Raw genomic sequence first — 20,362 nt, 5'->3', positions numbered from 1 at the left:
AAGGTACTCGGCTTTCCGTCAGCCTGTCTATGGCATTCTGCAGAGATTTGCCTTTTTCTCCCGCCAGCATCCAGGGAGGCCTTTCATGCATTCAATTCTCGTCATCGGCGCCGGCAAAATCGGCTCCACCATCGCCGACATGCTCCACGAGACCGGCGACTATGCCGTCACCGTCGCCGATTCCTCCGCCGCGGCACTTTCCGCCGTCGCCAAGGACGGCGTCAAAACCATCCAGCTCGATTTCAACGACGCCGTCGCCCTCCAGACCGCCCTCAAGGGCCATTATGCCGTGCTGAGCGCCGCGCCCTATCACCTGACCGCCCATGTGGCGCAGGCCGCGCGCCTGACCGGCGTGAACTATTTCGACCTGACCGAGGACGTCGCCACCACCCGCATGGTGAAGGAGCTGTCCGAGGGCGCTTCGACCGCCTTCATCCCGCAATGCGGCCTGGCCCCCGGTTTTATCTCCATCGTCGCCCACGACATTGCCAGCCGCTTCGACAAGCTCGACACCGTGCGCCTGCGCGTCGGCGCGCTGCCGCAATATCCCTCGAACGCCCTGTCCTATAACCTCACCTGGAGCACGGACGGCGTCATCAACGAGTATATCGAGCGTTGCGAGGCTGTCGTCGACGGCAAACTGCGCGAAGTGCCGGCCATGGAAGAACTGGAAGAGTTCTCCCTCGACGGCACGCGCTATGAGGCGTTCAACACCTCGGGTGGCCTCGGCACCCTGTGTGAGACGCTCGAAGGCAAAGTCCGCAGCCTCAACTACAAGACCATCCGCTATCCGGGCCATTGCAGCCTGATGCGCGTTCTTCTGAACGACCTGCAGCTGCGCAACCGCCGCGAAGTCCTGAAGGACATTCTCGAACAGGCCGTTCCCGCCACCATGCAGGACATGGTCATCGTCTTCGTGACGGTCACCGGCGAGCGCGGCGGCCGCCACGTGCAGGAAACCTACGCCCGCAGCATCTACGGCCAGAAGGTCGCGGGCAAGCTGCGTACGGCGATCCAGGTCACCACCGCCGCCGGCATCTGCGCCATGCTCGACCTGCTCGTTCAGGGCAAGATCGCGCAGAAGGGCTTCCGCCGCCAGGAAGAAATCGACCTCGACACCTTCCTCGCCAACCGCTTCGGCCGCGTTTATGCGGGCGAGCGCCTGGACGGCGACAAGATCAAGCTCGGCGCTGCCGCCTAATACCCGGAGCCGGCTCCGTTGCTCGCGCGACGGAGCCGGTTCCCCTTAAATATTCCGAATCAGCATGACCCTATTCGCAAAAGCGTTTCTCGCTTTTCGGGTTCATGCATTACAAGACGGGGCGAATGAGGCCGCCGTCGCCGCACCTCCCGCTTTAAAGCGAGGGCGGCGGGCCGGATGAAAGGCCCCGAACGCGTTCCCTGTGGGAGAAACATGATGTCAGCCCAACACGCCGTGCAGACCGCCGACGCTTCCCTCGCCGCGGAAGCCCGCGCCCTCCTCAAGCGCCTCGGCGTTCCGGACAGCGCCTTCGCAACGAGCGGCCGCCCGGCCCTCTCGCCGATCACCGGCGAGGTCATCGTCCATGTCCGCGAGCACAGCCCGGAGGAAGCCAAGGCCGCGATCACCCGCGCGCATGAGGCCTTCAAGGCCTGGCGCAAGCTGCCCGCGCCGAAGCGCGGCGAGTTCGTGCGCCTTCTCGGCGAGGAACTCCGCGCCGCCAAGGACGACCTTGGCCGTCTCGTGACCATCGAAGCGGGCAAGGTCACCTCCGAGGGCCTCGGCGAAGTGCAGGAGATGATCGACATCTGCGATTTCGCGGTCGGCCTCTCGCGCCAGCTTTACGGCCTGACCATCGCTACCGAGCGCGCCGACCATCGTATGATGGAAACCTGGCACCCGGTCGGCGTGTGCGGCGTGATTTCGGCCTTCAACTTCCCCGTCGCCGTGTGGTCGTGGAACGCGGCGCTGGCGCTCGTCTGCGGCGACTCGGTGGTGTGGAAGCCTTCCGAGAAGATGCTTCTGACCGCGCTCGCGACCCACGCCATCGCCATGCGCGCCGCCAAGCGCTTCGGCGGCGTGCCGGACGGCGTGCTCGAACTCATTCTCGGCGGCCGTGAGATCGGCGAAATTCTCGTCGACGATCACCGCGTGCCGGTTCTCTCCGCCACCGGCTCCACCGCCATGGGCCGTCAGGTCGGCCCGAAGCTCGCGGCGCGTTTCGCCCGTGCGATCCTGGAACTCGGCGGCAACAACGCCGCCATCGTCACGCCCACCGCCGATCTCGATCTCGCGCTGCGCGGCATCGCGTTCGCGGCGATGGGCACGGCAGGTCAGCGCTGCACCACGCTGCGTCGCCTCTTCGTGCATGACAGCGTCTACGACAAGCTCGTGCCGCGCCTGAAGAAGGTCTATTCCAGCGTGAAGATCGGCGATCCGCGCGCTGAGGGCACGCTCGTCGGCCCGCTGATCGACAAGGCCGCATTCGACGGCATGGAGCGCGCACTCGATGAAGCCCGCGCGGCGGGCGGCACCGTGCATGGCGGTGGCCGTCACACCGACGGCGTTGCGGGCGGCTACTATGCCAAGCCTGCTCTCGTCGAAATGACGGAACAGACCGGCCCCGTGCTGCGCGAAACCTTCGCGCCGATCCTCTACGTGATGCGCTATTCGGACTTCGATAAGGTGGTCGAGGCGCACAATGCGGTCGGCGCGGGCCTGTCCTCGTCGATCTTCACCCTCGACATGCGCGAGGCCGAAACCTTCATCTCGGTGACGGGTTCGGATTGCGGCATCGCCAACGTCAATATCGGCCCCTCGGGCGCCGAGATCGGCGGTGCATTCGGCGGCGAGAAGGAAACCGGCGGCGGCCGCGAGGCGGGCTCGGATTCATGGAAGGCCTACATGCGCCGCGCCACCAACACCATCAACTACGGCAAGACGCTTCCGCTCGCCCAGGGCGTGAAGTTCGACGTGGACGCGTAACGCGTCGTCATCCCATTGCGGAGGGCGGCTTTCGCCCTCCGCTTCTCCTCTTCCGGTTTCCTCACATCGCGAGCCTTCCATGAAAGCGCCCTCCCGCACCGGCGGCCAGATCCTTGTCGATCAGCTCACCCTTCACGGTGTCGATCACATTTTCTGCGTGCCGGGGGAGAGCTATCTCGCTGCCCTCGACGCGCTGCATGACGCGTCGATCAACGTCACCGTCTGCCGCCAGGAAGGCGGCGCGGCGATGATGGCGGAGGCTTATGGCAAGCTCACCGGCCGCCCCGGCATCTGCTTCGTCACCCGCGGCCCCGGCGCAACCAACGCCTCGCCCGGCATCCACATCGCGAAGCAGGACTCGACGCCGATGATCCTGTTCGTCGGGCAGATCGAGCGCGGCATGCGCGAGCGCGAAGCGTTTCAGGAACTCGACTACCGCGCCGCCTTCGGCCCGCTCGCCAAATGGGCGACGGAAGTGGACGATCCGGCCCGCTTCCCCGAAATCGTCTCCCGCGCGTTCCATGTGGCCACGAGCGGCCGCCCCGGCCCGGTCGTCATCGCGCTGCCGGAAGACGTGCTGACCGAAATGGCCGAGGTCGCCGACGCGCCGCGCTACAAGGCGATCGAAACCTTCCCCGCGCAAACGCAGATCGCGGAACTGCAGACGCTGCTGCAAAACGCCGAGCGCCCCATGGTGCTGCTCGGCGGCAGCCGCTGGTCCGACGAGGCGGTGAAGGACTTCGCACGCTTCGCGGAGAGCTTCCAGCTTCCCGTTGCCTGCACCTTCCGCCGCCAAATGCTCTTTCCCGCCGATCACGGATCTTACGCGGGCGATCTCGGGCTCGGCGTGAATCCGAAGCTTCTGGCGCGCATCAAGGACGCAGATCTTCTTCTGCTGATCGGCGGGCGCCTGTCGGAAATTCCGAGCCAGGGCTACAGCCTCATCGACATTCCGGCGCCGAAGCAGAAGCTGGTGCATGTGCACCCCGATCCGAGCGAACTCGGCCGCGTGTACAGCCCGCATCTCGCCATCAACGCCTCGCCCATTCCGTTCGCGGCGGAGCTTGCGAAGCTGAAGCCTTCCGCGCCCATGCGCTGGGCCGAAAGCACGAAGACGGCGCATGCCGATTATCTCACCTGGAGCGACCCGACCAAGATCCGCCATGCAGGTTCATTGCAGATGGGCGAGGTCATGGCGTTCCTGCGCAAGCGGCTGCCCTCCGACACGATCTTCTGCAACGGCGCTGGCAACTTCGCGACGTGGATTCACCGCTTCTGGCCCTTCCGCCATTACGGCACGCAGCTTGCGCCGACCTCCGGCTCCATGGGCTACGGCGTTCCCGCCGCCGTCGGCGCCAAGCGCATCCGTCCGCAGAGCCATGTGGTGGTGTTTGCGGGCGACGGCGACTTCCTGATGAACGGTCAGGAATTCGCGACCGCCGTGCAGTACGATCTGCCGATCCTCGTCGTCCTCATCGACAACGGCATGTACGGCACCATCCGCATGCACCAGGAGCGCGAATATCCCGGCCGCGTTTCGGCGACGCTGCTGAAGAACCCGGATTTCGCGGCCTACGCAAAAGCCTTCGGCGGCTATGGCGAGCGCGTGGAGACCACGGAAGAATTTTTCCCGGCGCTCGACCGTGCGCTGACTTCCGGCAAGCCCGCGATCTTGCACTGCATCCTCGACCCGGAAGCCATCACGCCCGCGATGTCGCTGACGCAGATCCGCGAGAAGGCGATCAGCGAAGGGCGCTGATCGCAAGGGCGAACGACGCCGCCAAACACTAACGCAGCCTCATCCTGAAGAGGGTTGCAAGGCCCGTCTCGAAGGACGAGGCGTCTCCAGCGCACACTGGATCATCCTTCGAGACGCCGCTTTCGCGGCTCCTCAGGATGAGGGCGGTGTTGGTCTTAGGCCACAGCGTTAAACGAACACAACATCCTTCGCGGGCTTCACGGAAATCGCTGCGATCCCCGCATCGAAGCCGTCAAGAAGCGCGTTGTGATGCGCCACGATCTGCTCGGCAGTCAGCGCGCCGCTGTCGTCCGTTGTGTGTGCATCAGCCACGAGCGTCACGTCGTAGCCGAGGCTGACGGCGCGTCGGCAAGTGGTGTCAGTATTGCGTCATAAGGCCGACAACGATCAGATGCTTCGCTTCATGCCGCGCTAGGACGTCCTGAAGATTCGTATCGTGGAAGGAGTCGCACGCGGTCTTGCGCACGACGGCATCGTCATCGGCGCGATTGAGATCGCCACAAATTTCCCAGCCGGGCGTGCCCACCTCCAGCCGATGACCTGGTCGACCATCATGCTGCACGAAGATCACCGGCGCATTGGCGCGTCGCGCCTCATCAACCAACTGCGCGATGCGGGCCCGCGCGGCGTCGAACCGCTCAAGCACAGCCGGGCGACGTTCGCCCGGCTTGTTCAGAATGCCGACCTGAACGTCGATGATGACGAGAGCTTTCGTCATAGCGCGCTTACGCCGCCTTCGCCGTGTCGAGGTGCTTGGCGACGAGCGTGCGCAAGGAGCGCAGATCCTTCACGAAAGCGCGGATGCCCTCGGAAAGTTTTTCCGTCGCCATCGCGTCTTCGTTCAACGCGAAACGGAACGCCTTCTCGTCGAGGCGCGGCTGCGGCGCGATCTTTGCGACGCCGTCAGACGACAGCTTGCGCGGCAACTCGCCTTGCGCATTCGCCAATTCGTCGGTGAGCGCAGGCGAGATGGTGAGCCGGTCGCAGCCGGCGAGCGCTTCGATCTCAGCCGTATTGCGGAAGGACGCGCCCATCACCACTGTCTTGATGCCTTGCGCCTTGTACGAGGCGTAGATGTTGCGCACGGACAGAACACCGGGATCAGTCTCGCCGGTGTAGGGTCCGCCGCCCGCCTTCACATGCCAGTCGAGAATGCGGCCGACGAAGGGCGAGATGAGAAACACGCCCGCCTCCGCGCAAGCCTGAGCCTGCACTTGTGCGAACAGAAGCGTAAGGTTGCAGTCGATGCCTTCCTTCTGGAGCACTTCCGCGGCGCGGATGCCCTCCCAGGTCGAGGCGATCTTGATGAGAATGCGCTCGCGGCCGATGCCGTGTTCCTCATAGGCTTTGATGATGACGCGCGCTTTGTCGAGCGTCGCTTGCGTGTCGAAGGAGAGATCGGCATCGACCTCGGTCGAGACGCGGCCCGGCACGATGCGGGCGAGTTCAGTGCCGAAGGCCACCGCCAGCCGGTCGCAGATCGCGGCCACCACGCCCTCGCGCGAACCGCCCTGCTTGCGGCCCCAGGCCAGCGCTTCTTCCACGATGGCAGCATAGGCCGGGTTCTCGACGGCTTTAAGCAGCAGCGTCGGGTTCGTGGTGCAATCCTGAGGCTTCAGGCGGCGCACCGCATCGAGATCGCCCGTGTCGGCGACGACGACGGTCATGGCGCGCAATTGGTCGAGCTTGGAGGGCATCGAAAACTCCGTTCCTATGTGATGGAAAGAGCCTTAAACCGTCCGGTCCGGAAGGTGAAGAGGCGCAGAAGCGCACTCTTCTTGGCCCTCCGTCATGCGAAAAGGCCACGGTTGGCCTTCACCCGCTCCAGCATGAAGGCGTGCACCTCGGCGATGCGGTGCAGGTTACGCACCTCGGCGTGGGTCACGATCCAGTAGGTGCGCAGGAAGGAGATGTCCGGCAGGACCACGCTCAGCTCCGGATATTGCCGCGCCGCGTAATCGTGCAGGATGCCGATGCCGACGCCCGCCCGCACGGCCTCAAGCTGGGCCACGACGCTGGCGCATTCGTAGCGGCGGGGGCCGTACTTCTCGAGGCCGGAAAAGTATTCCAGCGCAGGGCTGTAGATGAGGTCGGTCACGTAGGTGACGAGGAGGCGGCCTAACAGGTCCTCGGGGCGCTCTGGCCGCCCATGCCGGTCGAGATAATCCTTCGAGGCATAGAGCCGCAGGCGGTAGTCGGTGAGCTTGCGCGAGACCAGGCGGCCCTCCGTCGGCTGCTCGACCGTGACCGCGATGTCGGCCTCTCGCTTCGAGAGCGAAAAGGTGCGCGGCAGGGCGACCAGCTGGATCGTCAGGTCTGGGTGGCGCTCGGCGAGCGCCCCAAGCTCGGCGGCGAGGAAGTAAGTGCCCAACCCATCCGGCGCGCCGACGCGGACGGTGCCGCTGACCGCCAGATCCGCGCCGCCGATGTCGCTGGCCACCGCGAGCGCCTGGCTCTCCATGCTCTCCGCCTTGGCAAGCAACCGCTCGCCCTGCTCGGTCAGGGTGTAGCCTTGCGGGCTGCGCTCAAAAAGCTTGGCCTTGAGAGACGTTTCGAGAGCCGAGATGCGGCGGGAAACCGTGGTATGGTCGGCTTCCAGGCGGCGCGCGGCCACCGTCAGCCGGCCCGCCCGGGCCACGGCGAGGAAGAAGCGGAGATCGTCCCAATCGAAAGCGCTCATATTGGCATTTTCGCACAATGAGGCTTCGATTCCACCCATAGTCGTGCGATTTTCACAATGATAGAAAAGAGGCGCTCAAAGCCCGTAAACCAAGTTTCCAGGAGAGGAAGACGCCATGCGCACTATCGGACATTTCATCGGCGGCAAGCACGTTGCCGGCAAGTCGGGCCGCACCACCGACGTCTTTCAGCCGATGACCGGCGAAGTCATTGCCAAGGTTGCGCTGGCCACCAAGGACGAGCTCCGCGAGGCGGTGGCGAACGCCAAGGCCGCCCAACCCGCCTGGGCCGCCACCAACCCGCAGCGCCGCGCCCGCGTGATGATGAAGTTCCTCGAACTCATCGCCAAGGAAACCGACTCGCTCGCCGAGCTTCTAGCCCGCGAGCACGGCAAGACCATCGTCGATGCCAAGGGCGACATTCAGCGCGGCGTCGAAGTGGCCGAGTTCTGCACCGGCATTCCGCACCTCATCAAGGGCGAGTTCACGGAAGGCGCTGGCCCCGGGATCGACATGTATTCGATCCGCCAGCCACTCGGCGTCGTTGCCGGCATCACGCCGTTCAACTTCCCGGCTATGATCCCGCTCTGGAAGCTGTCGCCGGCCATCGCCTGCGGCAACGCCTTCATCCTGAAGCCTTCGGAGCGCGCGCCGGGCGTGCCGATGCGTTTGGCCGAACTGATGATGGAAGCGGGTCTTCCCGCCGGCATCCTCAACGTCGTCAACGGCGATAAGGAATCGGTCGACGCGATCCTCGACGATGCCGACATCAAGGCCGTCGGCTTCGTCGGCTCCTCCGCGATTGCCGAATATGTCTATTCCCGCGCCACGGCTACGGGTAAGCGCGCGCAGTGCTTCGGCGGCGCGAAGAACCACATGATCATCATGCCCGACGCCGATCTCGATCAGGCGGCGGATGCACTCATCGGCGCGGGTTACGGCTCGGCGGGCGAGCGCTGCATGGCGATCTCGGTTGCAGTCCCCGTCGGCAAGTCCACCGCCGACGCACTGATGCACAAGCTGATCCCGCGTGTGGAAAGCCTCAAAGTCGGCCCGTCGACCGACCCGTCCGCCGATTTCGGCCCGCTCGTCACCAAGGCTCACCTCGACAAGGTGCGCGGCTATGTGGACCAGGGCGTGAAGGAAGGCGCGAAGCTCGTGGTCGATGGCCGTAACTTCAAGATGCAGGGCTACGAGAACGGCTTCTACATGGGCGGCTGCCTCTTCGACGAGGTGAAGACGAACATGACGATCTATAAGGAAGAGATCTTCGGCCCCGTCCTCTCGGTCGTGCGTGCCAAGGATTATGAAGATGCGCTGCGCCTGCCGACCGATCACGAATACGGCAACGGGGTCGCCATCTACACCCGCGACGGGGATGCTGCCCGCGATTTCGCCTCCCGCGTGAATGTCGGCATGGTCGGCATCAACGTGCCGATCCCGGTTCCGCTGGCCTATTACACCTTCGGCGGCTGGAAGCGCTCCGGCTTCGGCGACCTCAACCAGCACGGCCCCGATGCGATCCGCTTCTACACCAAGACCAAGACGATCACCTCCCGCTGGCCGTCGGGCATCAAGGAAGGCGCGGAATTCGCCATTCCGACGATGAAGTAAAATCAAAAAGTGAACGGTCGGGACTCGCTCCCGGCCGTTTCCGCCTCTAGATCCAAAGTCGGGTTGCCCGAAACGGCAGTGTCATGACGATCTAGGATCTATGAATCAGTTCTCCCTTAACGACGATCAAATCGCGGTCCGCGACATGGCTTTGGCCTTCGCGGCGGACAATCTCGCTCCTCACGCTCTCGAATGGGATGAGAAGAAGCACTTTCCCGTCGATGTGATGCGCAAGGCCGCCGCTCTCGGCATGGCGGCGATCTATACAAGCGAGGATGTGGGTGGGTCCGGCATGGGCCGCCTCGACGCGGCGCTGATCTTCGAGGCGCTTGCCACCGGCTGCCCGGCAATCTCGGCGTATCTCTCCATCCACAACATGGTCTCGTGGATGATCGACCGTTATGGCTCGCCGGAACAGCGCCAGCGTTTCCTGCCGACGCTTTGCACCATGGAAAAGATCGGCAGCTATTGCCTGACGGAGCCGGGCTCCGGCTCCGATGCAGCCGCATTGAAGACGCGTGCGGTGCGCGACGGCGATCATTACATCGTCAACGGCGTAAAGCAGTTCATTTCTGGCGCGGGCGTCTCGGACATCTATGTCACCATGGTCCGCACCGGCGAGGAGGGACCTGCCGGCATCTCGACGCTTGTCATCGAGAAGGACACGCCCGGCGTTTCCTTCGGCGCGAATGAGAAGAAGATGGGCTGGAATGCACAGCCGACCGCTGCGGTGATTTTTGAAGATGCGCGCGTGCCCGTCGCCAACCGTCTTGCCGACGAGGGCATGGGCTTCAAGATCGCCATGTCCGGCCTCGACGGCGGGCGTCTCAACATCGGTGCCTGTTCGCTCGGTGGCGCGCAGGCCGCGCTCGACAAGGCGCTCGCCTACACGGCCGAGCGAAAAGCCTTCGGCAAGCGCATCGCGGATTTTCAGGCACTGCAATTCCGCCTCGCCGACATGGCGACCGAGCTGGAAGCGGCGCGCACGCTGTTGTGGCGCGCGGCCTGCGCGCTCGATGCCAAAGCGCCAGATGCGACGAAGCTCTGTGCCATGGCGAAACGTTTTGCGACGGATACGGGATTTGCCGTGGCGAACGAGGCGCTGCAACTCCACGGCGGCTATGGCTATCTCGCCGATTACGGCGTCGAAAAGATCGTGCGGGACTTACGCGTGCATCAGATTCTGGAAGGCACCAACGAGGTCATGCGACTCATCGTGGCGCGCGATCTCGTGGGACGAGGGAACCGTTAGAACACACCGCCAATTCCCTCCCCCTCGGGAGAGAGACAATGCCGGAGGAAACATGACCACCATCGCCTTCATCGGTCTCGGCCACATGGGCGGCCCCATGGCTGCCAATCTCGTGAAGGCCGGGCATCATGTGATCGGTTTCGATCTTGTGAGCGCCTCCTGCGATCAGGCGAAGGCGGATGGCGCGATCATCGCCGCGTCGGCCAGCGCGGCGGTGAAGGAGGCGGAAGTCGTCATCACCATGCTGCCCGCAGGCAAGCATGTGCTCTCCGTGTGGTCCGACATCCTACCCCAAATGGGGCCCGGCACGTTGGTCATCGACTGTTCAACCATCGACGTGGAGAGCGCGCAAAAGGCCCATGCCACGGCCCGCGAACGGAACCTGCCCTCGCTCGATGCCCCCGTCTCCGGCGGCGTCGGCGGTGCGAAGGCGGCAACCCTCACCTTCATGGCGGGCGGTTCCAAGGAGGCCTTTTCCCGAGCCGAGCCGATCCTTGAAAAGATGGGCAAGCGCATCGTTTACTGCGGCGAGGCAGGTGCGGGGCAGGCGGCCAAGATCTGCAACAACATGATTCTGGGAATCTCGATGATCGGGGTCGCGGAGGCCTTCGTCCTCGCCGAAAAACTCGGGCTCTCCCATCAGGCGTTGTTCGATGTCGCTTCCACCGCCTCGGGCCAATGCTGGTCGCTGACCACCTATTGCCCGGTGCCGGGACCGGTGCCGACCTCGCCCGCCAATAACGGCTACAAGCCGGGATTTGCGGCGGCCCTGATGCTGAAGGACTTGAGGCTGGCGCAGGAAGCCGCGCTCGCCTCCGGCGCTTCCACGCCCCTCGGGACCGAGGCGGCGCAGCTCTATGCCCTGTTCGACGGCACCGGGCATGGGGGTGACGACTTCTCCGGCATCATCAACTTTTTGCGCGGGGACAAGGGCTAAGCGGGAATTCTTAAAAGCTGAGGTGTTGCAGGACACCTACAGCTTTTCCCGGTCCGGTCCACTACGCTCGTAGTTCTGTTTCACCAATCGTCGGCCTCTCTATGGTTCGCCCCTCCGCCCTTCCGTCAGACCCCTCCGCTGACGCTGCCGCCATACTGCGGCGGTTGGGCTTTGCCATCCTCTTCTTCGGCATTCCGGTGGCGGCGCTTTTCACTCGCCGCGCCTTGGTGGTTCTCGCTCCGCTGGCGATCATCCTCTTAGGTCTGGCAGCGGCCCTCGATGGCGGTGCGAAGCATGTCGGCGACAAGCTTGTCGCGGTCTTCGCCTCCACGGCGGGCGTGGCAGGCGCGGTCCTGCTCTTGTGGACGGGCCTGTCGCTGATCTGGACGCCATTCCGGCCTGAGGCGGCTGAGAGGCTCTCCAACCTCATCGGCATGGCCCTGCTGGCGCTCGGCGGGTACCTCGCGATCCCGGATCGGATGCGCTCCGCCAATCTCTACATTCTGCCCGTCGGCGTCGGCTTCGCCGCGCTCGCCGGCATGGTGGCTGCGTTCGGCGAGGATGGCGACAGCCAGAACCTGGAACGCGGCATGATCATGCTCGTCCTGATGCTCTGGCCTGCGGTGACCTGGCTTCATTCGCGCGGACGCAATCTCGAAGCACTGCTCCTGGCGGTGCTGGTGGCGCTTGGCACGCTGGTCACCACCGATGGGGTCGCCTTGCAAGGGTTGGCGGTCGGCGCCGTGATCTTTGCCGTAACGGCCGCGAGCCCCGGTTTCGGTGCGCGCCTCACCGCCTGGTCCATGGCCGCGCTGCTGCTGCTCGCGCCGGCCCTGCCGTTCCTCATCAAGCCGCTCGCTATCGGTTTCTTCGGGCCGTCTTCGCCGACAGTCGCGAGCCTCGATGCCTGGGCCTCCGTCATCCTCGATGAGCCGCTGCGGCTCATTACCGGGCATGGGCTGGAGACAGCTTTGCGCGGCCGCTTCTTCGGCCTCGTTCCGGCCGCCTCGCCTTACACCTTCCTGTTCGAGATCTGGTACGAACTCGGCCTGATCGGCGCTGCGGCGGGAGCCGTGGTGCTCTACTGCTCGGCGGTCGGAGCGGGCGGGCACCGGCCTGTGCTCGGCCCCGGCATCATGGCGGCCTTCGCCACGGCCTACGCGCTCGGCTGCTTCGGCATCGGCACAGCGCAGCTCTGGTGGTTCTCGGCCCTCATCGTGGTGGTGTTGGATTTCGTCGCCATCGAGCGCGGGCAGTTCCGCACCAAGCGCCCAAAGGCCATTCTGCGCCGCGCCTGATTCGCCCGCAGCCCTGCCATCCGCCTACGAGGATTGACGGCCCGCATCCGGCTCTGCTTGGGTAAGCGCCGCTTTTTCGTTCGTTCAGGGACTCCCATGCCGATCATCAACCGCGTTGCCGACCTCGCCGATGAAATCATCGCCTGGCGCCGGGATTTTCATGAAAATCCGGAACTGCTGTTCGACGTTCACCGCACCGCCGGAATCGTTGCCGAAAAACTCAAGGCCTTCGGCTGCGACGAGGTGGTGACCGGTATCGGCAAGACCGGCGTCGTCGGCGTGATCCGCGGCAAGGCCAACGGTTCGGGTAAGGTCATCGGCTTGCGCGCCGACATGGACGCGCTGCCCATCGAGGAAGCGACCGACGTCGCTTACAAGTCGAAGGTGCCGGGCAAGATGCATGCCTGCGGCCATGACGGGCATACCTCCATGCTGCTCGGCGCAGCGAAGTATCTCGCCGAGACGCGCAATTTCGACGGCACCGCCATCATGATCTTCCAGCCTGCGGAAGAAGGCGGTGGCGGCGGCGCTGAGATGGTCAAGGACGGCCTCATGGAGCGCTTCGGCATCCAGGAGGTCTATGGCATGCACAACATGCCGGGCATTCCTGTCGGCCAGTTCGCGATCCGCCCCGGCCCGATCGCCGCGGCAGCGGATCGTTTCACTCTCACCATCGAAGGCAAGGGCGGCCACGCGGCGCAGCCGCACCTCTCGATCGACCCGATCCTTGTGGCGAGCCACGTCATTACCGCGCTGCAATCGGTCGTCGCGCGCAGCGTCGATCCGCTGGAATCCGCCGTCGTGTCGGTGTGCACGGTGAAAGCGGGCGAAGCGTTCAACGTCATTCCGCATCACGCGACACTGCTCGGCACCGTGCGCTCGCTCACGCCGGAAGTGCGCGATCTCAGCGAAGAGCGCGTGCGCACGATCATCGAGAATATCTGCGCCGCCTTCGGCGCCAAGGCGACGCTCGAATACCATCGCGGCTATCCGGTCACCGTCAACGACGCGAAAAAGACAGAGTTCATGGCACAGATCGCGCGCAATATCGTGGGCGATGCCGCCGTTGATACCTCCGTTGCGCCGATGATGGGCGCGGAGGATTTCTCCTACATGCTGGAGCAACGCCCCGGCGCCTACATCTTCCTCGGCAATGGCGACACGGCGAGCTGCCACCACCCGGCCTATGACTTCAATGACAGCGCGACGCCTTATGGCGTGACGCTGTGGGCCAAGATCATCGAAACCGGCATGCCCACACGATAAGAAGACAGACGCAAAAACGCCGCCGGAATGATCCGACGGCGTTTTTGTTTCTCAGCATCGATGTTCGATCAGTGCACCACCATCGCCGTGAAGGGATGCACATAGGCTTGCAGCATCACGAGCCCGCCGACGAGCGAGGCCAGCGCAATCGAGTGCCAGAACACGAAGCGCAAAATGTCGCCCTCATGCCCAAACCAGTTGGTGGCGGTCGAGGCGACGACGATGGATTGCGCATCGATCATCTTGCCCATGACGCCGCCGGTGGAGTTCGACGCGCACATCAGGATTTCCGACAGCCCGAGCTGGCCCGCCGTGATCTTCTGCAGGCCGCCGAAGAGCACGTTCGATGCGGTGTCGGAGCCCGTCAGCGCCACGCCGAGCCAACCGAGCAGCGCGGCGAAGAACGGATAGAGCCAGCCCGTCTGTGCGAAGGCAAGGCCGAGCGTGGCATCGACGCCGGAATAGCGCGTGAGCGTGCCGATGGCGAGCATCGCCGCGATGGTGATGAGCGAGTAGCGCACGACCCACAGCGTTTCGCCATAGGCCCTGATGATCCGCAGCGGCGAATACCGCATCACCGCCGCCGCGACGATGGCGGCGGCAAGAATGCCGGTGCCCGTCATGGTCAAAATGTTGAAGCCGAAGATCGCCGCTTCCGGTGTGGGCTTGGCGACGACGGGCGGCACCTTCTGCACGAGGTTGTGCAGCCCCTCAAACGTCCATTTCGGGAAATAGAGCGGATTGACGAGATCCTTGAAGGTCTGCGTGCCCCAGACGAACACGAAGGCGCAGAGAATGATCCAGGGTAGCCAGGCCCTGAAGACTTCACCGGAAGTATATTGCGGACGCTCCCCGATGTCTGACGGCGTCGCCGCACTCAACGACGCCGGGCGCGGCGTGATGGGAGAGGGTTCGCCGCCACTGCGCAGTATCGGACTCGTCCAGAGGATGGCGGGATGCCAGATCTTCAGGAACAGCACGAGACAGCCCATCGACACGAGCGAGGCGACCACATCGACGAGCCAGGGCCCGTGGAAGTTCGACACGAGGAATTGCGGCACCGCGAACGCGACGCCACACACCAGAATGGCGGGCCAGATCTGCCACATGCCGCGAAAGCCCGCGAAGGCCCAGATGAGCCAGAACGGCACCAGCAGCGAGAAGAACGGCAATTGCCGCCCCGCCATGGCACCAAGCGCGATCGGGTCGAGCCCCGTCACCGCGCCAAGCGTAACAATGGGCGTGCCGAGTGCGCCATAGGCCACCGGCGCGGTGTTCGCGATGAGCGACAGGCCTGAAGCCGCAAGCGGCGAGAAGCCGAGGCCGATCAGGATCGCGCCCGTGACGGCCACCGGCGTGCCGAAACCTGCCGCGCCCTCGAAGAACGCGCCGAAGGCGAAGGCGACGAGAAGAAGTTGCAAGCGCCGGTCGGCCGTGATGCCCGCAATCGAATCCTGCAAAATCTTGAACGAGCCGTTCTCCACCGTCAGCCGGTAGAGAAAGATGACGTTGAGAATGATCCAGCCGATGGGAAAAAGCCCCGTCATCGCACCGAGCCCCGCCGCCTCGAGCGCCATGGTGCTTGGCATTCCGAAGGCGACAATGGTGACGGCGAGTGTCAGGGCGAGTGTCGCCACCGCCGCCAGATGCGCCTGCATCCGCACGAAGGCGATCAGACCGAGAAGGCAAACGATGGGAAGGGCGGCGATGATGGTCGAGAGCACGGCGCTCCCGAAAGGATTGTAGACCTGGCTCCACATGGGCGCTTTTCCTCAAAACCTGCCGGTTGAAGCCGGCATTCGTGATTGAGGCGGTCACGCCGAAGCGGGCATCCCGCCGCAGATTCACCTAGGTCCGCGGGGGATGAGGGCAAGATTGAACTTAAGACGGTGGGGGTCAGTCCTTGATCGACGAGGCCAGCAGGCCCTCGATGTCGATATAATGCCCGGCACGGTCGCGCTTGGAGGCGAGGTAGCTGACATTCTCCGCCGTCGGACGGCCGAGCACCCGGTGATCGGAAATCACATCGAGCCCGGCCTTGGTGAGCGCATCGATCTTCGCCGGGTTGTTGGTGAGGATGCGCACCGCCGTGACGCCGAGCTGCTTGAGCATTCCAGCAGCGTATTCGAAATGCCGTTGGTCGGCATCGAAGCCCAACACCTCGTCGGCGTCGTAGGTGTCATAGCCCTGCGCCTGGAGCTTATAGGCGCGGATCTTATTGGCGATGCCGTTTCCGCGTCCTTCCTGGTCGAGATAGAGCAGGATGCCGCCCTCGTTCTGCGCCATGAAGCGCACGGTCTCACGCAGCTGGTCGCCGCAATCGCATTTCAGGCTGCCGAACAGATCGCCGGTGAGGCACGCCGAGTGGAGGCGCACCGTGACGGGCTTCGCAAGATCGGGCGAGCCGACGATGATGGCGACCTGATCGCGCAGGCCCTCGCCGCCGCGAAACACCACGAACTCGCTCGTCGGCGCGCCTTCGAGCGGCACCGGCGCGCGGCTGACGATTTTCAGATCCGCCGCCTTGGCGCGGCGATAGTCGCGGATCGCCGCGGTGGGCACACGGGTGAGCGACGGATCGACCTCGATCCCGCCGCCCAGCGGCACCACGATGACGGCGGGCAGAACCAGTGAGAGGCGGGCGAGCTCCAGCGCATCCTCATCGAACGCGCCAACGGCGCGGACCGGCGCATCGATGCGCGAATCGACCTTGAGGGCCAGCGTCTCGATTCGCGCCCGATCGACGACGGGCAGGGCCACGACGCCCGCCACCTGCCGGTCGAGCCCGAGCCGGCGCAGGCGGGCGGGCGGCAGCACGAGATGGGCATGCCCCCCGGCAATGGCCTCGAGCTTGGCGCTCATCGCCTCGTCGAGATCCTCAATGCCGATCACGAGCGCGCTTTCCGCGCCCTGGTCGATCACGACCGGACGGGCGCTGCGAAATTCCATGATCGCCCGCTCGACCTGCGTGGTCGCGGGATCATCGGAGAGGCTGAGGACAACACGCATCATCGAACAAGCTTCGAACCAACTTCAGGCACCCTATCACAAGCCGCAAGCCGACCCTAACCTCACATGGGATGGCTGCCATGCTCAGACAACCGGGCCGGTTTACGAAGCTTGGCCCATGGGTCGTCATGTCGGCTCGACGGGACCGCGCGGGCGGGGTATTGCTGCGCCGCACCGGCCCCAAAAGGCTGGTTGTTTCATGGTTTACGATGGTCCGCATGTTCCTGCCCCGCATTGCCTTTCTCGGCTTTCTCGGCCTCGCCGCCTCGGCCCACGCCGCCACCCTCGACGGCTTGGCCGTCAACGTGACGAATACGAGCGAGCCCGTGCTGTGCGCGGAAAAGGACAACGTCGCCATCAACTTCGCCTCGCCTGAAGTGCGCAATTTCCGGATCGAGGCTGCGCATCCGGCCTATATCGGCAACCTGCGTCAGGATCGCTGGCAGCCGGACTGGACCGCCTGCGAGGACATCTCCGCCGAAACCTCGGAACGCGGCCCGCCACCGAAAAAGATCACGTTCTACGAGAGCGTGGACATGTGGCTCACCGGCTTCTCCTTCGCGAATTTCTGGCGCCCCAGCGACGTGACCATGCGAATCGGCGACAAGGTCGAGCGCAATCTCCACATGGTGCAGCTCTGGGTGCGCCGGAACGAGCGGGTGGAGGAGGTTCTCGTGCTCTACCCTGCCGACGGCTATTGGCGCATCCGTCCACTGCCGCCCGCGCATCTGGGCTGGAGCGCCTATGGCTCGTCCTTCCTCGTCGGCCCGGTGGAGATGGACAAGCGCCCGGTCGTGAACCTGAAGGACGTCGCCTTCGAACCCAAGACCATGACGTTCACGCTCACCTTCGCCAATGGCGGAAAGGCGACGGTGTCGATCAAGGATCTGACGGACGAGCGCTTCACCCTCGACGTCAACTTCGATCAACCGATCAAAGACCAGCCCTTCGCCGCGCTGCGTTCCATGTACGTGACCGAGTTCAACGCCGATGTCGCGCGCATCGCCGCGCGCGAGGAAAAAGCTCCGTCATGGCGCGAGGAGCCGATCATGAACTTCAAGGGCGCGAAGGCGACCGATGTGTGGATGGGCCGCCTCGTCCCCTCACGTCACAACACCAGCGCGCCGGATATGATGTTCAACCGTTTCCGCGCGGGGCCGGGTTCTTCGCACTGAAGAACCTGCTCACGGCAAGGACGAGACGGCCGTCGATGAGAATGAGCCCCGCCGCGATCAGCGCCATGCCGGCGATCTGACGCGGCTCCAGCGATTCCCCTAAGAGCATCACGCCAAAGAGAATCGCGCTAACGGGGATGAGGAAGGTGACGAGCCCCACATTCGTCGCGCCCGCCCGCGCCAGCAGGCGGAAGTAGAGAATGTAGGCGAAAGCCGTCGAGACGAGGGCGAGGCTGACGAGCGAAACAATCGCGCTCGTGCTCGGCACTGCGAGCGTCCACGGATGATCCACCATCAGCGAGAGCGGCAGGAGAAGCGCGCTCGAAGCCGTCACCTGCCCCGCCGCCGTCACCATCGGCTGAATGCCCATCGCCTTGAAGCGCCGTCCGAACACTGCGGCAAAGGCATAAGACAAGGCCGCTCCCAGCACCGCAAGCTGCGCAAAAACATCCGCGTTGAGCGCCTTCATCGCGGCGCCGCCGATCATGATCGCGACGCCGATGAAGCCGACGATGACGCCTGCCAACCGCCGCCCGGTGAGGCGCTCATCCGCCGTCAGGTAGTGGGCAACGATAACGGTGAAGAGCGGCGTCGTGGCGTTGAGAATCGAAGCGAGACCGCTCGCGATATGGCTCTGTCCCCAGACGATCAACGTGAAGGGAATCGCGTTGTTGAGAATGCCCATGCCAAGAAAGGCGAGCCAGACGCTGCGCGCCTTCGGCAGCGCCACGCTCATGCCGCGCAGCACGACCTGCAAGGCTAGCGCCGCCATGACAACGCGAAGGGCCACGATGGTTAGCGGCGGAAGTTCCCTGACGGCCACGCCGACGAACAGGAACGAACCGCCCCAGACGATGGACAGAAGGATCAGCAGCGCCCAGTCGGACGCGGCCATGGTTCTTTGAATCGAAGCTTGGGTCATCGATTGGTCCCGAATGGTCGAGACCAATCATGCGATGAGGCGGGCCGGTTTGCGACCCGTTTTCTGTGATGATCCAACTCGGATTCCATGATGAATCAGAACAGCTCGTACCATTCGCCCTGATGCTGGCAGATGCCCATGCTGCCCGTGCGCATCGAGCTGCCCTTCCAGGCGCGCATGACAATCCGGCAGCGATACTCGCTGGATTCGGACTCGACGGATTGGATGCTCACCGTGCCGGAGGCCCCGGTGGCGGGATTCTTCCACGATGCGGTTTGGCCGTCCGCGCCATCGGCGATGGAGAGGATCGCACGCGCCTCGGCCGGGCGGTCCGCATCCAGCACCGTGCGGTCAGAGGCGATCTGAGCTTGAGCATTTTGTAACACACCCTTCGTGTAGGCGGTCGCCGCCTGCCGCTCGGTAGCTCGAATTCCTTCCCAGACCGCCGCCTGACCGAGGTCGGCCGCGGCACTCGTAGCTCCTAGGCCGCCGCCCGCGGCACTGCCCGCCATGCCGCGCATGAGCGACGCCATGCTCTTGATCTGATTCCTCTGCATACGAGCGTTGTCCCGGTCCATGGCGCTTGCGGCATCATCTGCAAAACGGGGGCGCGCCGTCCTGCCGGCAGCCACATCGCGCAGGCGGGGCAGGAAGCGGCTGAGGTCAGGCCCCGATCCGGTATCGACATCCGCATTGTTCGCCGCCGAGGCGGCTGCGGCGATGGCCGGAGTGGCCAGCCGGACCGCCGTTCCCGACAGGCCGGTCGAGGGACGTGCCGATCGCGAGGGCCGTGCCTGTCGCGCCGCCGTCTCCTACGCAGGCCGCCAGCCCGAGAGAAATTGCCATTGCGCCGATGAGATGGAAGCCTTGGTCATGAAATGCCCCCGTCAGAGCTGCGTTATTTCATAGCACTGATGGCACTGCGGGAGGAGAAAAGACATAACATTCCGGCATCGGCGGAGCGGGACAAGAATCCGGAAAGGATTGGTTTACGACGTTTGCGGGTTCGTCGGGCAATTTACCTCCCGTTCACGGCGGCAGGGCAGGTTGAGGCATGACACATTCCCTCGACGCCGTGACAGCCATGGGCCCGCAAATGCATTCCGAACATGCGTTCACCGCGAACAATGGCCGCGAGCACGGCGCTTCGCTGAAGAAGCAAGGTTTTCGCGTCATCCCCTCGTCTGCACGGTCATCGCGGACCAACAGCTTCATCTTCGGCCGGTCCGATTCGCGCATCCGCCCCCTGCTCAATCAGGAGGAGCGCGACCGTCTGCATTGCTGGGCGATGATCGTGGCGCTGGCCTCCTCGGCCGCCGGAACGACCCTCTTGATCACGGCAGCCCTGCGCTAGAGCATTTTCCGACCTGACAGTATCAGATCGGATGCTCTATCTTATTGTTCTTGCCGCATTTTCTTCGCAGAACCGGTGTCCACTTCGTCGGAAAATGCGCTAACAAAAAAGCCCGGAGAATTCCGGGCTTTTC

General features: G+C 64.4%; 17 protein-coding genes and 1 pseudogene. 10 read left to right on the top strand and 8 right to left on the bottom strand.

Annotated elements, in window-relative coordinates:
• Window positions 1-85 precede the first annotated feature (85 nt).
• The 3 genes from HB375_RS04265 to HB375_RS04255 all read left to right on the top strand — a co-directional run bounded on the left by HB375_RS04265 (window position 86) and on the right by HB375_RS04255 (window position 4,724).
• Entirely contained in the window at window positions 86-1,201 is a 1,116-nt protein-coding gene (locus HB375_RS04265) for a saccharopine dehydrogenase family protein (protein ID WP_167671676.1), read from the top strand.
• A gap of 216 nt (window positions 1,202-1,417) precedes the next feature.
• A complete protein-coding gene (amaB, locus tag HB375_RS04260) occupies window positions 1,418-2,965 on the top strand; it encodes an L-piperidine-6-carboxylate dehydrogenase (protein WP_167671675.1) in 1,548 nt (515 codons plus the stop codon).
• Between the two features lie 79 nt (window positions 2,966-3,044).
• The gene (locus HB375_RS04255; RefSeq protein ID WP_167671674.1) at window positions 3,045-4,724 is read left to right on the top strand and encodes a thiamine pyrophosphate-binding protein; all 1,680 of its coding nucleotides are present in this window, start codon (window positions 3,045-3,047) and stop codon (window positions 4,722-4,724) included.
• 168 nt (window positions 4,725-4,892) lie between these two features.
• On the opposite strand, the pseudogene HB375_RS04250 reads toward HB375_RS04255, so the two are convergent.
• From HB375_RS04250 to HB375_RS04240, 3 genes and pseudogenes are all read right to left on the bottom strand, one after another.
• Window positions 4,893-5,442 (bottom strand): annotated as a pseudogene (locus HB375_RS04250) (cysteine hydrolase family protein).
• A 7-nt stretch (window positions 5,443-5,449) separates the two neighbouring features.
• Window positions 5,450-6,421 (bottom strand): transaldolase, encoded by a 972-nt coding sequence (gene tal, locus HB375_RS04245; RefSeq protein ID WP_167671673.1) that lies wholly within the window; start codon window positions 6,419-6,421, stop codon window positions 5,450-5,452.
• Between the two features lie 92 nt (window positions 6,422-6,513).
• Window positions 6,514-7,404: a LysR family transcriptional regulator gene (locus tag HB375_RS04240; RefSeq protein ID WP_167671672.1), complete on the bottom strand. Its 891-nt coding sequence runs from the start codon at window positions 7,402-7,404 to the stop codon at window positions 6,514-6,516.
• 115 nt (window positions 7,405-7,519) lie between these two features.
• Between HB375_RS04240 and HB375_RS04235 the strand changes: the two genes are divergently transcribed.
• The 5 genes from HB375_RS04235 to HB375_RS04215 all read left to right on the top strand — a co-directional run bounded on the left by HB375_RS04235 (window position 7,520) and on the right by HB375_RS04215 (window position 13,769).
• Window positions 7,520-9,016, top strand: a complete 1,497-nt coding sequence (locus HB375_RS04235; RefSeq protein ID WP_167671671.1) for a CoA-acylating methylmalonate-semialdehyde dehydrogenase — start codon at window positions 7,520-7,522, stop codon at window positions 9,014-9,016.
• 100 nt (window positions 9,017-9,116) lie between these two features.
• Entirely contained in the window at window positions 9,117-10,268 is a 1,152-nt protein-coding gene (locus HB375_RS04230) for an isobutyryl-CoA dehydrogenase (protein ID WP_167671670.1), read from the top strand.
• A gap of 52 nt (window positions 10,269-10,320) precedes the next feature.
• Window positions 10,321-11,205: a 3-hydroxyisobutyrate dehydrogenase gene (gene mmsB, locus HB375_RS04225; protein ID WP_167671669.1), complete on the top strand. Its 885-nt coding sequence runs from the start codon at window positions 10,321-10,323 to the stop codon at window positions 11,203-11,205.
• Window positions 11,206-11,306: 101 nt separating this feature from the next.
• Window positions 11,307-12,503, top strand: a complete 1,197-nt coding sequence (locus HB375_RS04220; protein ID WP_167671668.1) for a peptide ABC transporter permease — start codon at window positions 11,307-11,309, stop codon at window positions 12,501-12,503.
• Between the two features lie 96 nt (window positions 12,504-12,599).
• Window positions 12,600-13,769, top strand: coding sequence for a M20 aminoacylase family protein (locus HB375_RS04215; protein ID WP_167671667.1), 1,170 nt, complete (start codon window positions 12,600-12,602; stop codon window positions 13,767-13,769).
• Between the two features lie 68 nt (window positions 13,770-13,837).
• On the opposite strand, the gene HB375_RS04210 is transcribed toward HB375_RS04215, so the two are convergent.
• Complete coding sequence (locus HB375_RS04210) at window positions 13,838-15,529, bottom strand: L-lactate permease (protein ID WP_167671666.1); 1,692 nt, start codon at window positions 15,527-15,529, stop codon at window positions 13,838-13,840.
• A gap of 136 nt (window positions 15,530-15,665) precedes the next feature.
• Window positions 15,666-16,778 carry a GTP cyclohydrolase II RibA gene (gene ribA, locus HB375_RS04205; protein ID WP_167671762.1) on the bottom strand — a complete coding sequence of 371 codons (1,113 nt, stop codon included), beginning with the start codon at window positions 16,776-16,778 and terminating at the stop codon, window positions 15,666-15,668.
• 80 nt (window positions 16,779-16,858) lie between these two features.
• Between ribA and HB375_RS04200 the strand changes: the two genes are divergently transcribed.
• Window positions 16,859-17,953 carry a hypothetical protein gene (locus HB375_RS04200; protein WP_246728314.1) on the top strand — a complete coding sequence of 365 codons (1,095 nt, stop codon included), beginning with the start codon at window positions 16,859-16,861 and terminating at the stop codon, window positions 17,951-17,953.
• On the opposite strand, the gene HB375_RS04195 is transcribed toward HB375_RS04200, so the two are convergent.
• The 3 genes from HB375_RS04195 to HB375_RS04185 form a co-directional block, all read right to left on the bottom strand.
• Complete coding sequence (locus HB375_RS04195; RefSeq protein WP_246728313.1) at window positions 17,916-18,875, bottom strand: DMT family transporter; 960 nt, start codon at window positions 18,873-18,875, stop codon at window positions 17,916-17,918. The genes HB375_RS04200 and HB375_RS04195 overlap by 38 nt on opposite strands.
• A 95-nt stretch (window positions 18,876-18,970) precedes the next feature.
• The gene (locus HB375_RS04190; RefSeq protein WP_167671665.1) at window positions 18,971-19,432 is read right to left on the bottom strand and encodes a hypothetical protein; all 462 of its coding nucleotides are present in this window, start codon (window positions 19,430-19,432) and stop codon (window positions 18,971-18,973) included.
• Between the two features lie 106 nt (window positions 19,433-19,538).
• Window positions 19,539-19,721 (bottom strand): hypothetical protein, encoded by a 183-nt coding sequence (locus HB375_RS04185; protein ID WP_167671664.1) that lies wholly within the window; start codon window positions 19,719-19,721, stop codon window positions 19,539-19,541.
• Window positions 19,722-19,929: 208 nt separating this feature from the next.
• On the opposite strand from HB375_RS04185, the gene HB375_RS04180 reads away from it, so the two are divergent.
• Window positions 19,930-20,229 carry a hypothetical protein gene (locus tag HB375_RS04180; protein WP_167671663.1) on the top strand — a complete coding sequence of 100 codons (300 nt, stop codon included), beginning with the start codon at window positions 19,930-19,932 and terminating at the stop codon, window positions 20,227-20,229.
• Window positions 20,230-20,362: the final 133 nt, after the last annotated feature.

It is taken from the genome of Microvirga terricola (genome assembly GCF_011777495.1).
GTDB lineage: Bacteria > Pseudomonadota > Alphaproteobacteria > Rhizobiales > Beijerinckiaceae > Microvirga > Microvirga terricola.
Note: the sequence above shows the minus strand (reverse complement) of the source record. Positions and strands in the feature narration are given on the sequence as shown.

Bases quoted from the DNA above. Each gene is read 5' to 3' on its own strand.
- HB375_RS04265 (WP_167671676.1), top strand. From the start codon at position 86: ATGCATTCAATTCTCGTCATCGGCGCCGGCAAAATCGGCTCCACCATC.
- amaB (WP_167671675.1), top strand. From the start codon at position 1,418: ATGTCAGCCCAACACGCCGTGCAGACCGCCGACGCTTCCCTCGCCGCG.
- HB375_RS04255 (WP_167671674.1), top strand. From the start codon at position 3,045: ATGAAAGCGCCCTCCCGCACCGGCGGCCAGATCCTTGTCGATCAGCTC.
- tal (WP_167671673.1), bottom strand. From the start codon at position 6,421: ATGCCCTCCAAGCTCGACCAATTGCGCGCCATGACCGTCGTCGTCGCC.
- HB375_RS04240 (WP_167671672.1), bottom strand. From the start codon at position 7,404: ATGAGCGCTTTCGATTGGGACGATCTCCGCTTCTTCCTCGCCGTGGCC.
- HB375_RS04235 (WP_167671671.1), top strand. From the start codon at position 7,520: ATGCGCACTATCGGACATTTCATCGGCGGCAAGCACGTTGCCGGCAAG.
- HB375_RS04230 (WP_167671670.1), top strand. From the start codon at position 9,117: ATGAATCAGTTCTCCCTTAACGACGATCAAATCGCGGTCCGCGACATG.
- mmsB (WP_167671669.1), top strand. From the start codon at position 10,321: ATGACCACCATCGCCTTCATCGGTCTCGGCCACATGGGCGGCCCCATG.
- HB375_RS04220 (WP_167671668.1), top strand. From the start codon at position 11,307: ATGGTTCGCCCCTCCGCCCTTCCGTCAGACCCCTCCGCTGACGCTGCC.
- HB375_RS04215 (WP_167671667.1), top strand. From the start codon at position 12,600: ATGCCGATCATCAACCGCGTTGCCGACCTCGCCGATGAAATCATCGCC.
- HB375_RS04210 (WP_167671666.1), bottom strand. From the start codon at position 15,529: ATGTGGAGCCAGGTCTACAATCCTTTCGGGAGCGCCGTGCTCTCGACC.
- ribA (WP_167671762.1), bottom strand. From the start codon at position 16,778: ATGCGTGTTGTCCTCAGCCTCTCCGATGATCCCGCGACCACGCAGGTC.
- HB375_RS04200 (WP_246728314.1), top strand. From the start codon at position 16,859: ATGCTCAGACAACCGGGCCGGTTTACGAAGCTTGGCCCATGGGTCGTC.
- HB375_RS04195 (WP_246728313.1), bottom strand. From the start codon at position 18,875: ATGACCCAAGCTTCGATTCAAAGAACCATGGCCGCGTCCGACTGGGCG.
- HB375_RS04190 (WP_167671665.1), bottom strand. From the start codon at position 19,432: ATGCAGAGGAATCAGATCAAGAGCATGGCGTCGCTCATGCGCGGCATG.
- HB375_RS04185 (WP_167671664.1), bottom strand. From the start codon at position 19,721: ATGGCAATTTCTCTCGGGCTGGCGGCCTGCGTAGGAGACGGCGGCGCG.
- HB375_RS04180 (WP_167671663.1), top strand. From the start codon at position 19,930: ATGACACATTCCCTCGACGCCGTGACAGCCATGGGCCCGCAAATGCAT.